Genomic DNA, 12,830 nt, shown 5'->3' with positions numbered 1-12,830 from the left:
GAAAGTGATCCCGTCCTCGCGCGCGCCGTGAGCAAAGTGAAGCGCCATGTGCTCCCACTGTTCGTGATCATGTTCATCCTCAACTACATCGACCGGGTCAACATCGGCTTTGTGCGCACGCACATGGAGCATGACCTGGGCATCGGCGCAGCCGCCTATGGCTTCGGCGCCGGGTTGTTCTTCATCGGCTACGCCCTGTTCGAAGTACCCTCCAATATGTTGCTGCAAAAGGTCGGCGCGCGTATCTGGCTGACCCGCATCATGTTCACCTGGGGCATCGTCGCCACGCTGATGGCGTTCATCCAGAACGAAACCCACTTCTATATCCTGCGTTTCCTGCTGGGGGTGGCCGAGGCAGGCTTCTTTCCTGGGGTGATCTACTACTTCACGCGCTGGCTGCCCGGCGTGGAGCGCGGTAAAGCCATTGCGATCTTTTTGAGCGGCTCGGCGGTTGCGTCGCTGATTTCCGGCCCGCTGTCAGGCGTGCTGTTGCAGATCGAGGGCTTTGGCTTCCACGGCTGGCAGTGGATGTTCGCCATTGAAGGCTTGGCTTCGGTGGTGATTGGCTTCTTTGTATGGTTCTGGCTTGACTCAAAACCTCACGACGCAAAATGGATGAGCCGCGAAGAACAGGACGCGCTGGTCAATGCCATCGACCAGGAACAGCGCGACCGTGAGGCCCTCACCCGCGTCAAGCCGACCCTCGGCAAGCTGCTCAAGGACCGCCAGATCCTGCTGTTCTGCGCGCTGTATTTCTGCATCCAACTGACGATCTACGCCGCCACCTTCTGGCTGCCGAGCATCATCAAAAAGATGGGTGACCTCAGTGATGTGCAGGTCGGTTTCTTCAACTCGATCCCCTGGCTGATCTCGATCATCGCCATGTACGCCTTCGCCTCGTTGTCGGGCAAGTTCAAGTTCCAGCAGGCCTGGGTGGCGGCGGCGCTGTTGATTGCGGCAGCGGGCATGTTCATGTCCACCACGGGCGGGCCGGTCTTTGCCTTTGTGGCGATCTGCTTTGCGGCCATCGGGTTCAAGTCGGCATCGTCGCTGTTCTGGCCGATTCCCCAGGGCTACCTGGATGTACGTATCGCCGCCGCCGTGATCGCGTTGATCAACTCCATCGGCAACCTGGGCGGTTTCGTTGCGCCCACCACGTTCGGCTTCCTGGAACAGACCACCGGTTCGATCCAAGGCGGCCTCTATGGCCTGGCCGGCACGTCGGTGCTGGCCGCGATCCTGGTGTTCTTCGCCAAGACCGCGCCCTCTGCCGTGCTGGCTTCACCGAGCGCCGTGCCTACCCGCGCCGCCCTCAGCAAACCTCTTTAAGCTTATTCAGGAACTTGCCATGACTACGCCCGTCGTTACTCACTTCCAGGTCATCCCCGTCGCCGGCCACGACAGCATGTTGCTCAACCTCAGCGGCGCCCACGGCCCGTACTTCACACGCAATATCGTCATCCTCAAGGACAGCTCCGGCAATACCGGCGTGGGCGAAGTGCCCGGCGGCGAACGCATCCGCGAAACCCTGGAAGATGCCCGCAGCCTGGTGATCGGCCAACCCATCGGCCAGTACCAGCGCATCCTCAACCAGATGCGCAGCACCTTTGCCTCCCGCGATGCCGCCGGCCGTGGCTTGCAGACCTTTGACCTGCGCATCACCATCCATGCCGTCACCGCCATGGAAGCGGCGCTGCTCGACCTGCTGGGCCAATTCCTCGAAGTCCCGGTGGCCGCCTTGCTCGGTGAAGGCCAGCAACGCGATGCGGTAAAAATGCTCGGCTATCTGTTTTATGTCGGCGACCGCAGCGCCACCGACCTCGCTTACCGCAACGAAGCCGACAGCGACGATGAATGGTTCCGGCTGCGCCACGAAACCGCCCTGACGGCCGACGCCGTGGTGCGCCTGGCTGAAGCTGCCAAAGCCAAGTACGGTTTCAATGACTTCAAGCTCAAAGGCGGCGTATTGAGCGGCGACGAAGAAATTGAAGCCGTCACCGCCCTGGCCGAACGCTTCCCGGATGCGCGCATCACCCTCGACCCGAACGGCGCCTGGTCATTGAAGGAAGCCATCCGCCTGTGCCGCGACCAGCACCACGTGCTCGCCTACGCCGAAGACCCCTGCGGCGCCGAAAACGGCTACTCGGGCCGCGAAGTCATGGCTGAATTCCGCCGTGCCACCGGGTTGAAAACCGCCACCAACATGATCGCCACCGACTGGCGCGAAATGGGTCACGCGATCCAGCTGCAATCGGTGGACATCCCCCTGGCCGACCCACACTTCTGGACAATGCAAGGCTCGGTACGCGTGGCGCAGATGTGCCATGAATGGGGCCTGACCTGGGGCTCGCACTCCAACAACCACTTCGACATTTCCCTGGCGATGTTCACCCAGGTGGCGGCCGCAGCCCCGGGCGACATCACCGCCATCGACACCCACTGGATCTGGCAGGACGGCCAGCACCTGACCAAGGCGCCACTGAAAATCGAAGGGGGTTATGTGAAAGTGCCGAGCAAGCCAGGCCTGGGGGTGGAGATCGACATGGACGCGGTCGCTCAGGCCCATGAGGTGTACAAAGGCATGGGCCTCGGCGCGCGGGATGACAGCGTGGCGATGCAGTTTCTGATTCCAGGGTGGCGCTTCAACAACAAGCAGCCGTGCCTGGTGCGCTGATTCAGATTTTTGTAGGGGCGGGCTTGCTCGCTCCTACAATCGGCCGCACAGTCAACTCAACCCCTAACGCCAGCATCAGCTTCTGGATCGTTTCATAGCGTGTCTTCGAGCCCCCCTTCAAGGTTTTATACAGGCTCTCCCGGTTCACCCCAGCCGCTTCCGCCACCTTGTTCACACCTTGGGCCTTGGCAACCTCGGCAAGCGCCTTCATGAGTACCTGCGGGTCTTGAGACTTCATGCTTTGCGCCAGATACGCACTGATGGTTTGCGGACTGTCGAGGAAGCGCGACGCTTCATAGACGCTAGTGCCGGACGTATCCAGATCGAGGATCGGCATGTCCTCGGGTTTGAATTTCGATTCGCTCATTTCATCTACCTCTCAGGGCATCAAGAATCTCTTTAGCCCGCTTGATTCCTCTTTTCTGGTCGGTTTTATCGCTCCCCCACAACATCAGGTAGGCAGTGACTCCCGTACGCACGAAATACATCCTGTAGCCGGGCCCGACAAACACACGCATCTCACTCAGGCCGTCACCTACGGATTCACAATCCCCAAAATTGTTTTCCTCCGCCCGGTCCAAGCGAGCAAGAATCGCCGTTTTCCCCCAAATATCCCGCATACCGTCGAGCCATGTATCAAACTCCGGCGTCCTGCCGATTGAATTAGTCACAGTATCACTTGTAGCCTACTGGCTACTCCTTGTCGATGCCAGTGGAATTTTGTTTCCGGTGAGCGCCGGAATAAAAAATCCTAGTTCAGCACCTGCACAAACAGCCCGTGGATACTGTGAGCGCTTATTTCCCCCGCGTTTAAAGCACCCGATCAAACAACGGCGCCACGTCATACCGCTGTTTCAACATCTGCGCATCCACCAAAAAATCCGCCGTGGCCTGGGCCTCGCTGATGATCGTCGGCGAGATCGGCAGCACCTTGATCGCATCGCGCTTGAACCACACCTTGGCGATTTCCGGTGCCGACTGGTTAGCCTTGGACCAGGCTTCGGCATATTCATCAACGTGGGTGTTGCTCCACACCCGAGCGCGGGTCAGGCGGGCAATGAAGTCCTTGATGATCGCGCTTTTCTGCGCCAGCGCCGGCTCGTAGGCGACGATATAGGTGGGCGCGCTCATCAGGCCCTTGGCGTTGCGGATCAGGGTGCTGCCTTCTTTTTCCTGCAGCGACACATAGGGTTCCCAAGTGCCGAAGGCGTCGATGTCGCCCTGGGTCAGCGCCAGGCTGGCCTCGGCCGGCAGCAGGTATTTGAAGTGGACGCTGCTGCGCGGCACACCCGCTTCGTCCAGCGCTTTATAGGCCAGTTGCTGGCTCCACGAACCGTTCCAGATGGCAACGGTCTTGCCCTTGAGATCGGCCACCGACTGAATGCCCTTGCGCGCCACAATGCCCACGCCGTCGAGGCTGGTCTGGGTGCTGGCGACCACTTTGACCGGCGCGCCATTGGCGGCCAGGCTGATCACCGGGGTATCGCCGACGATGCCCACATCCAGCGCACCGCTGGCCACGGCCGAGGCCACCGGGGAGCCGGTGTTGAAGCGTTTGAAGTCGATTTTGTAGGGCAGGTCTTTCAGTTCGCCCGACAGCTCCAGCACGATACGGTTGGAGAAGAACTGGTCCCCCACAGTGAGGGTCAGCGGTTCGGCGGCGCTGGCCGGCGGGCCGTATAGAGCAAGAGACGCCAGGCCCAGCAAGGACAGCAGTGTTCGACGGTTGATCATGGAAAATCCCACAGGGTTGGAGGGTTGGTTCAACCATCTGTGGGCGTGCAGTCTGGTCGTTTGACGTAGAAGCTAACGCAATAAAAGCGCGGGGTTTAATACTGTTGGGCACTATCGATAGAACCGTCGTACAGGTCGCTAGCTGCTTTTCGTATTAAAAACTTCGCCGCGCCTGAGTTAGGGTGAGCTCACCAGACCACTGGACCCCAGCACCTGAACCATTTTCTGCAAGGTCCATTGCATGTCGATTCCCGCTTTGAACATCTGGGGCGCACCGCCCACTGCCCGCTACGAACAACTGGCCGCGCCGTTCCGCCCTCTTTTTGCGCAGATTCTCGCGCAGGCGGCGGTGGCGGATCAGACACGCGGCAGCCTCGCCACCGTGATCCAGCAACTGAACGCCTTGGGCTTGCCACGCTGGCGCCTGCCAGCCAGTTACGGCGGCCAGGATGCAACGTTGGTCGAGTTGCTGACGTTGCTCACGGAACTGTCCGCCGCCGACTCCAACATCACCCAAGCCCTGCGCGGGCACTTCGGTTTCTGCGAAGACGTACTCAGCGCCAAGGACCTCGACTGGCGCGCCAAGTGGCTGGACCGACTTGGCCAGGGTGCCCTGCTCTCCCCCGGCAGCACCGAAGTCGGCAACCAGACCCGTGGCGATTTCGAAACCCGCCTGCACCGTGACGAAGCCGGCGCCTTGCGCATCAGCGGCAGAAAGTTCTACACCACCGGCGCGCTCTACAGCGACCTGATCAACACCATCGCCACCGGCGAAGACGGCACGATCTACAGCGTGGTCGTGGACCTCAAGGCGCCCGGCGTGCAAATCGTCGATGACTGGAACGGCTTCGGCCAACGCCTCACCGCCAGCGGCACCTGCCTCTTCGACAACGCGCCCGTGGTGGACGACGAGGTACGTCTCACCCAACAACGCTTTGGCCACGGCCAGTCGTTCTTCCAGCTCTACCACCTCAGCACCCTCGCCGGCATCGCCCGCCGCGCCGCCCTCAGTGGCGCCGAAGAACTCAGCCAACGCGCGCGCACCTTCACCACTGGCAATGCCGACACTGCCGGCCAGGACGTGCAACTGCTGCAAGTGATCGGCGAAGTCGCCAGCCAGGCCTACGCCGCGCAAGCCATCGCCCAGCAAGCGGCGCAGCGGCTGGAATACACCGCGCGGTATGTGATCGCCCATGACCAGCCGCTGCACGATGACGACCCGCAGGTTGCGCTGGCTGAATTGGAAGTATGCCTAGCAGTGAATCCGGTGGTGGATGCGACACTCGCTGCTACCACCGCCCTGTTCGATGCGCTGGGCGCCAGTGCGACCGCCAGCAACAAGGCGCTGGACCGGTTGTGGCGAAACGCGCGAACCCTGGCCAACCACAACCCGCGCGTGTACAAATCGCGGATTGTGGGGAATTACCTGGTGAATGGGATTTTGCCGCCTGCGCAGTGGCGGGTGGGTGTAGCGAAGGATCAGTAATCCCAGAATGCAGCCACCCAGCGAAACGCATCCCCCTCCACCACCACCCGCCCCACGGACGGAAACGGCAGGTGGGTGGCCACGAACAACTCACCGCTCGCCGCCGCTTCGTTCATCAGCCGCACGCGCACGCGCACTGACTCTTCGGGGTCGTGTTCGAAGCCGTTGTGCCAATCGGGATGCTCGAACGCAACCGGAAACAGCGCGTCACCGGCAAAGGTCAACCGCTCGCCACCCGAGGTCACATACACCACGCTGTGCCCCGGCGTATGGCCGCCGGTGAGCTTGGCGACGACACCCGGCGCGACTTCATGCTCATCGTCGAAGGTATGCAGATTGTCCTTGTACAACCCCATGAATTGCTGGGCCGTAGCCCGTAGCACGTCCGGCACCGGCGCAGGCATGTCGGTATAGGTGAAGTCCGGCGACGCCCAGAAATCGACCTCGATGGCCGCCAAATGAATGCGCACGTCCGCACGCAACTTGCGCTTGACCTCGTCCACCAGCAGGCCGCCGATGTGGTCCATGTGCATATGGGTGATCACAATATCGGTCACCGAGGACAACGGAATACCGGCCGCTTCCAGGCGCTTGGGAAACTGCCCGGCCCGTGGGAAACCGGGAAATTGCCCGCCCAGGCCGGCGTCGACCAGAATCACCTGCTCGCCACTGCGCACCACCAGCACATTCAGCGCCCAGTCGAACGCGTCCGGGCCGAGGAACATCTGCTTGAACCACGCCGCGCGGGCGGCGGGGTCGGCGTTGGTGGACATGGTCTGGGTCGGCAGCGGCAGCACGCCGTCACTGATCACCAGCACATCAATTTCGCCGACGCGCACTGCGTAGCGCGACGGCACCAGTTCTTCGGTCGGGGCTTTCAGTAGGGTTGTCATGGTCGCTCTCCTGTTGTTTGAAGGCGAATGTCTCGCCTGCAAAACAGTGTGCGACGGGACTACAACGCTCGGAATCCTACCTGGGTATGGGCCGTGTATACCTTAGTTTGAAGGCTGGCTCACAAACTCCAGCACCCGCGCCAGCATCCGATCACAGGCCTGCAACTGTTCCACGCTGATGAACTCGTCCGGCTTGTGCCCCTGCTCCATGCTGCCCGGCCCACACACCACCGTGGGAATACCGGCCTGGTCGAACAGCCCACCTTCAGTGCCAAAGGCCACAGTGCCGAATTCCCGCGAGCCGCAGAACTGCGCCACCCACTCGGCGGCCTGGCTTTCCAGCGACGTGGCCAAACCCGGATAGCTGGACAACTCGCTGAGGCTGATCGCCGCTTGCCCGCTCACCGCCCGCATCGCCGGCAGCAGGGTTTGCTCGGCGTATACCTGCAATTGCCGGGCAACCTGCCAGGGATCCTGGGCCGGCAAGGAGCGCACTTCGAAGTCGAAACTGCAGTCCTGCGGGACGATGTTCAGGGCCTTGCCACCGTTGATCAGGCCGGTCTGCACCGTGGAAAACGCCGGATCAAAGCGTTGATCCAGATGCTGCGGCGCCTTCAGCGCTTCGCCGAGCCGCACCAGTTCGCTGATCAAGCGCGCGGCGTATTCAATGGCATTCACCCCCGCCGGCGCATAGGCCGAATGGCACGCTGCGCCGTGCACATGGCAACGCATTGCCAGCTTGCCCTTGTGGCCGAGCACCGGCTTGAGTTCGGTGGGTTCGCCGATCACGCACAACAAGGGCTTGACCGGCTGATCATGGAATCGCTCGATCAGCGAGCGCACACCCAGGCAGCCGACTTCTTCGTCATACGACAGCGCAATGTGCACCGGCATGCGCAGCGAGGCCTTCACCAGGGCCGGCACACACGCCAGCACACAGGCGATATAGCCCTTCATGTCCGCCGTGCCACGGCCGTACAACTTGCCGTCTTGCTCGGTGAGGTCAAACGGCGCCACGCTCCAGCGCTGCCCATCCACCGGCACTACGTCGGTATGCCCGGACAACACAATGCCGGGCACTTCTGCCGGGCCGATAGTCGCGAGCAGATTGGCCTTGCTCTTGTGTTCGTTGTAGAGCAGCTCGCAGGCCACGCCGTGGCCCTGCAAATACGTGCGCACAAAGTCGATCAAGGCCAGGTTGGATTCGCGGCTGGTGGTGTCGAAACGCACCAGTTGCGCCAGCAGGTCGCGGCTGTTCATCGGTCGTCTCCCGGTACGGCATAGCCGGGGGCGATCTGTGGGTTGATGGCGCGATCGATGTAGGCCTGCAACTGCCCGCGATAGGCCTGCCAGAGTTGATCGAGGGCACCGATGGGGTCTTCATCGGCCCAGTCCACGCGCAGATTGACGATGGGCCACAAGAGGTCATCCACCACCACCAGCGCCGCCGAATGCACCGGCCCCGCTTCACCGCCGCCTGCCAGACCGGCGTGCATCGCCGCCAGCAGGCGGTCGGCCAGAGGCCCGGAGGCCTGTTCGAAAGCCGCCACCATGGCGTCGATCACAGCAGGATCGGCGAGCATATTCCCCGCCGCCACACACTGCTCACCACTCACCGCATGGTGGATGCCCAGGGTCTGCGCGCCACTGAAATGCGCGGTGCGGCCCTGGTTATCAATCACCGTGACCTGGCGGTACTCACTGTGACCCTGCCCAGCCAAGGCGGCCAGCGCCTCACTTGGCGCCAAGCCTTGCTCCAACAAGTCCAGCACCTGCGGCCCCAGGCTCGGCAAGGTGATGTTCTGCGACGCCACCGCCCCCACGCCGGGCCGCAGCCACGGGCAACGCGCGCCCACGGCAATGCTCGATGAGCTGATGGCGATGCCCAACTGGCCTGTCTCGGCGCAGCGGGCGACAACGGAAAACGTCATGTGGAGTCCTCAGTCGAGCACCGAAGGGTCAGCGTCGATCATCAATTGCTTCATTTCTTCAAAGTGCCGGCGCGAGAAATCGGCAATGCCTTCCCAGCCCCGCGCGGTTTTTTCCGCCACTTCATCCGACAACACCCGCAACGGCTGCCCGGTGGACCAGGCGGTGACGAGGATCTGGCAGGAACGTTCCAGGGTCCAGATATCGTCAAAGGCTTCACCGATGGAACCCGCCGTGACCATCACGCCGTGGTTGCCCATCAGCAGCCGGCTCTTGCCATCCAGCAACCCGGCCAGGCGTGCGCCTTCGGCCTCGGTGTCGGCCATGCCGCCGTACAGTTCGTCCACCGCCACGCGGTTGAAATAGCGCGCGGTGTTCTGGTCGATCGGCGGGATATGCGGCTTGGCCAGGCACGCCACAGCCGTGGTGTAGACCGGGTGCAAGTGCAACACCGCGCGGGTTTGCGGCAGCAGCCGATGAATTTGCCCGTGGATTGACCAGGCGGTGGCGTCCACGTTCGGGTGATCGGCACAGGACGCATCGTCCGCGTTCAACAGCAGCAGGTCGCTGGCGCGAATGCGCGAGAAGTGCTTCCACTTCGGGTTGAGCAAAAACTGTTTGCCATCGGCCGACACGGCAGCGCTGAAGTGGTTGGCCACCGCTTCGTGCATGCCCAGGTGCGCGATGATGCGAAAGGTCGCCGCCAGGTCAATGCGCGTCTGTTCTTCGTGGGATAACGCCATGAATCGGTCTCCGCTGGGCGCGGCCGCACGCGAATGCGGCACACGCTGTTGGGTTTACTTCGGCATGAGCGCCGCGATGTCGGCATCGGTCGGCGCCTGGAAGTTGTACTTCTTGAGCAAGGCCGCGTACTCCGGCGTGGCGCGGTATTTTTCCAGGCCTTCAAGCAAGGCCTTTTTCACCGTGTCATTGCCCTTCTTAACACCGAAGCCGTTGAGCACCGGGTAGATCAGCGTGTCGGAGGAAATCACCACGCGGCTGCCGAGCTTGTCGATCACGCCACGGGCCACGGCGGCGTCGGTGATCTGCGCTTCAACCGCGTGGGCCAGCAGGGCCTGGGTGGTTTGCGGGTCGGTGCTGTATTCGCTGATCTGGATCGGCTTCAGGCCCTTGGCCACGCAGTACTCGGCCGACAGCTTGTTCATCTGTGCCAACCACGACGTCGCGCCCATGGAGCCGATCTTGTGGCCGCAGAACTCTTCCGGGGTCTTGGGCTGGAAGCTGCTGTCCTTGAGGGTGAGGATCGACTCGCCGCTCTTGAGGTAAGGGATCATGTCGATGACCTTGACCCGCTCCGCCGTGATGTACATCGACGAGTTGGTCACATCGAAACGCCCGGCTTGCAGGCCGGTGATCAGGTTGGGGAACCGCGTGTCGAGGGTCTCGACCTTGCGCCCCATGACCTTGCCCAGGCCGTCCATGAACTCGATGTCAAAGCCTGCGGGCTTGTTGTTATCCATGTACTCATACGGGAAGAACGTTACGTCGGAACCGGCGATGATCTTGCCGTCCTGCTGGAACGCCGAAGCCGCCAACGAAGTCATCGCAACCGCTGCGCCCAGCAGGCACACGGCAAGGGGACGAACACTTTTACGAAACGCTGTCATGGTGGTTACCTGCAAGGTTTAGGGGGGTTAGGCAGTGGCTGAATCTTGTCCCGCCTGTTGCACGAAGAACGAGGCGCCACGCGGCTTTTGCGGCAAGCGCACGTGGTTTTCGGTGGAACGCACCAAGCCGCTTTCTTCACCGGCCACCAGCAGGCCGGCATGAGCACTGGGCAGAGGGTTTTCGCCGAATGGCAGCGCGTCTTCAGCGGCATATACGCTGATGAAGAGGGTGCGCGGCAGTTCGGTCTCGTTAGGGCTGGAAGCATGCAGCAGACGGGTGTGCATGAAGCACACGGAGCCCGCAGGGCCGTAGCAGGCCACCGGTTGCTGGCAGTGTTCTTCGATGACCGCATCGTCCACCGAGCCGGTGAACCGCTGGTGCTGCCAGTGCGACCACAGCGGGCCCTTATGGCTGCCGGGGATCACGTTCAGCGGGCCGTTTTCCGGGGTCACTTCGCTGACCATCAGCAAGGCGGTGACGATGTCGTCGTTGCTGTGGGGCGTGAACAGGAAGTCCTGGTGCCACTTCACCTGAGTCGCGGTGTGGGGCAGTTTCGAGTTGATCTTGCTGTGGTGGAAGCGTGTGCCGTGGGCGCCGATCAACTGCGCGGAAATCGCCGCCATGCGCGAGTGCAACGCTACGCGCTCATAGGCCGCTGAAATCTCGGTGGGCGAACTCACCCGGCGCAGGGACGGGTGATCGGCGCGGTGGTCACCCTCCAGGTCAAACCGCTCGCGGCCATCGACGGTGGCGCCCCAGCCCTGCTCATGGCTGCGGCTTTCTTCGACCCACTGGTCGAAATCGTGCTGCAACGCCGCCACTTCCTCCGGCGACAGCACGCCTTCGACCACCAAGAATCCGTCACGCTGGAATTGTTCGATGTGCGCTTGCTCGATCATTGTATTTTTCCTGAACGTTGAGGGGGTCACGCCAGCGAGACGTCCTTGAGGAACGCCTCCACGCGTGGGTTGTGGCCGCTGCGCAAGGCGCCCGGCGTGTCGTCGCAGACCACGCGGCCCTTCTCCATGAACACGATGCGGTCGGACACCTTGAAGGCGAAGTTCATCTCGTGGGTGACGATCACCATGGTGATGCCCTCCTCGGCCAGGGCTTCGATGACTTGCAGCACTTCGTTGACTTTCTCTGGGTCGAGGGCCGAGGTGGGCTCGTCGAACAGCATGATCTGTGGGCGCATCATCAGGGCGCGGGCGATGGCCACGCGTTGCTGTTGGCCGCCGGACAGCTGGTGCGGGTACTTCCAGGCGTGATCGAGCATGCCGACCTTGTGCAGCAGCGCGTAGGCCTGTTGCTTGAGCTCGGAGGTCGCGCCCAGGCGATGGTATTTGGGCGCCATCAGCAGGTTGTCGAGCACGCTCAAATGCGGGAACAGGTTGAAGCTCTGGAACACCATGCCAATGTTCAGGCGATGCTCGGCGTGCTCGATGTACTGGGGTTTCTGCGCGCCGACTTTGTTCAAGTGAATGAACGGCTGGCCGTTGATCCTGATCTCGCCGTTGTCCAGTTGCTCAAGGCCATTGAGCAGGCGGATCAGCGTGGTTTTGCCAGAGCCGGACGGGCCGATCACCGACACCACTTCACCGGGCTGGATCTGCAGGTTGACCGAGCCCAGCACCTCGATATCGTTGTAGGCCTTGTGCAGCCGAGCGGCCTGCAACGCAGGTTCGCCATTGGTGGCCGGGCGCGCCAAGGCGGTGCGCTGTTGGGTGGCCAGGGCCAGCACCGCCGCATCGGGAACGCGGGAGACGTTGCGCTGGTTGACGTCGAGAAAGCGCTCCAGGCGTTTGAGCAGGAAGTCGAACACCGTGACGATAAACACGTAGAAGAACGCCACCGCCGCCATGGTCTCGATCACCAGGAAGTTCTGCGAATACAGGCGCTGGCCGACCATCAGGATCTCGGTCAGGGAAATCACCGACACCAACGAGGTGAGCTTGACGATGGAGATGTATTCGTTGGCCAGCGACGGCAACGCCACCCGCAACGCCTGGGGAATCACCACGCGCCATTGCGTGCCGAAGAACTTCAGGCCCAGTGCCCGCGCCGCTTCGCCCTGGCCCTTGGGAATCGAGAGCAGGCCACCGCGGTGGATCTCGGCCACGTAGGCGGTCTCGCAGATCACCAGCGCCAGCAGGCCGGACCAGAACGGGTCGGCCAGGACCGCCGAGGTGCCCGGCAACGCTTGCGGCAGGTTGTAGATAAAGATCAGCAGCACCAGCAGCGGCAGGCTGCGGAACAGCCAGATGTAACCGCGCGCCGGCACGCTGAGCAGGCCGTGCTTGGACTGCTTGGCCAGCGCCAGCAGAAAGCCCAGGCCGATGCTCAAGACCCAGGTCAGGGTACTGAGCTTGATCACCGTCCACGTCGCACGCCAGAACTCGGCATCGCCCAGCAAGCCAAACATGTAATTCCAGTCGAATGTCATCGTCGCTGTGCCCTGAGAAGTTGATCTACATCGATGGGTTCA

Annotated in this window: 13 protein-coding genes; 3 read left to right on the top strand and 10 right to left on the bottom strand. The window is 62.2% G+C overall.

Annotation, left to right across the window (positions count from 1 at the left end; all coding sequences use genetic code 11):
- Window positions 1-27: 27 nt before the first annotated feature.
- Window positions 28-1,329, top strand: coding sequence for an MFS transporter (locus tag ACP7BX_RS12325; protein WP_426126709.1), 1,302 nt, complete (start codon window positions 28-30; stop codon window positions 1,327-1,329).
- Window positions 1,330-1,348: 19 nt separating this feature from the next.
- The gene (gudD, locus tag ACP7BX_RS12320) at window positions 1,349-2,674 is read left to right on the top strand and encodes a glucarate dehydratase (protein ID WP_426126707.1); all 1,326 of its coding nucleotides are present in this window, start codon (window positions 1,349-1,351) and stop codon (window positions 2,672-2,674) included.
- A gap of 1 nt (window position 2,675) precedes the next feature.
- Here gudD and ACP7BX_RS12315 read toward each other — a convergent pair whose 3' ends face one another.
- The 3 genes from ACP7BX_RS12315 to ACP7BX_RS12305 all read right to left on the bottom strand — a co-directional run bounded on the left by ACP7BX_RS12315 (window position 2,676) and on the right by ACP7BX_RS12305 (window position 4,408).
- Window positions 2,676-3,041: an addiction module antidote protein gene (locus ACP7BX_RS12315; RefSeq protein ID WP_033901039.1), complete on the bottom strand. Its 366-nt coding sequence runs from the start codon at window positions 3,039-3,041 to the stop codon at window positions 2,676-2,678.
- Window position 3,042: 1 nt separating this feature from the next.
- Complete coding sequence (locus ACP7BX_RS12310) at window positions 3,043-3,345, bottom strand: type II toxin-antitoxin system RelE/ParE family toxin (protein WP_033901037.1); 303 nt, start codon at window positions 3,343-3,345, stop codon at window positions 3,043-3,045.
- A gap of 139 nt (window positions 3,346-3,484) precedes the next feature.
- The gene (locus ACP7BX_RS12305) at window positions 3,485-4,408 is read right to left on the bottom strand and encodes an ABC transporter substrate-binding protein (RefSeq protein ID WP_426126705.1); all 924 of its coding nucleotides are present in this window, start codon (window positions 4,406-4,408) and stop codon (window positions 3,485-3,487) included.
- A gap of 241 nt (window positions 4,409-4,649) precedes the next feature.
- Here ACP7BX_RS12305 and ACP7BX_RS12300 point away from each other — a divergent pair, with 241 nt between their 5' ends.
- Window positions 4,650-5,894, top strand: coding sequence for an acyl-CoA dehydrogenase family protein (locus ACP7BX_RS12300; RefSeq protein ID WP_426126703.1), 1,245 nt, complete (start codon window positions 4,650-4,652; stop codon window positions 5,892-5,894).
- Here ACP7BX_RS12300 and ACP7BX_RS12295 read toward each other — a convergent pair.
- The 7 genes from ACP7BX_RS12295 to ACP7BX_RS12265 form a co-directional block, all read right to left on the bottom strand.
- The gene (locus ACP7BX_RS12295) at window positions 5,888-6,787 is read right to left on the bottom strand and encodes an MBL fold metallo-hydrolase (protein WP_426126701.1); all 900 of its coding nucleotides are present in this window, start codon (window positions 6,785-6,787) and stop codon (window positions 5,888-5,890) included. The genes ACP7BX_RS12300 and ACP7BX_RS12295 overlap by 7 nt on opposite strands.
- 102 nt (window positions 6,788-6,889) lie before the next feature.
- Window positions 6,890-8,047 (bottom strand): acetylornithine deacetylase, encoded by a 1,158-nt coding sequence (gene argE, locus ACP7BX_RS12290; protein ID WP_426126699.1) that lies wholly within the window; start codon window positions 8,045-8,047, stop codon window positions 6,890-6,892.
- On the bottom strand, window positions 8,044-8,718 hold the full coding sequence (locus tag ACP7BX_RS12285) for a DUF1028 domain-containing protein (RefSeq protein ID WP_426126698.1): 675 nt from the start codon (window positions 8,716-8,718) through the stop codon (window positions 8,044-8,046). Before ACP7BX_RS12285 ends, argE begins: the two co-directional genes overlap by 4 nt.
- Window positions 8,719-8,727: 9 nt before the next feature.
- A complete protein-coding gene (locus ACP7BX_RS12280) occupies window positions 8,728-9,459 on the bottom strand; it encodes a class II aldolase and adducin N-terminal domain-containing protein (protein ID WP_426126696.1) in 732 nt (243 codons plus the stop codon).
- Window positions 9,460-9,513: 54 nt separating this feature from the next.
- The gene (locus tag ACP7BX_RS12275) at window positions 9,514-10,344 is read right to left on the bottom strand and encodes an ABC transporter substrate-binding protein (RefSeq protein ID WP_426126694.1); all 831 of its coding nucleotides are present in this window, start codon (window positions 10,342-10,344) and stop codon (window positions 9,514-9,516) included.
- Between the two features lie 27 nt (window positions 10,345-10,371).
- Window positions 10,372-11,244 carry a phytanoyl-CoA dioxygenase family protein gene (locus ACP7BX_RS12270; protein ID WP_426126692.1) on the bottom strand — a complete coding sequence of 291 codons (873 nt, stop codon included), beginning with the start codon at window positions 11,242-11,244 and terminating at the stop codon, window positions 10,372-10,374.
- Between the two features lie 26 nt (window positions 11,245-11,270).
- Window positions 11,271-12,788 carry an amino acid ABC transporter permease/ATP-binding protein gene (locus tag ACP7BX_RS12265; protein WP_033901021.1) on the bottom strand — a complete coding sequence of 506 codons (1,518 nt, stop codon included), beginning with the start codon at window positions 12,786-12,788 and terminating at the stop codon, window positions 11,271-11,273.
- Between the last annotated feature and the right edge of the window lie 42 nt (window positions 12,789-12,830).

The sequence above is a fragment of the Pseudomonas sp. DWP3-1-3b3 genome, from assembly GCF_049896305.1.
Taxonomy (GTDB): Bacteria; Pseudomonadota; Gammaproteobacteria; order Pseudomonadales; family Pseudomonadaceae; genus Aquipseudomonas; species Aquipseudomonas azotoformans_A.
The sequence above is the reverse complement of the archived record's forward strand: the minus strand, read 5'-3'. Positions and strand labels throughout refer to the sequence as shown.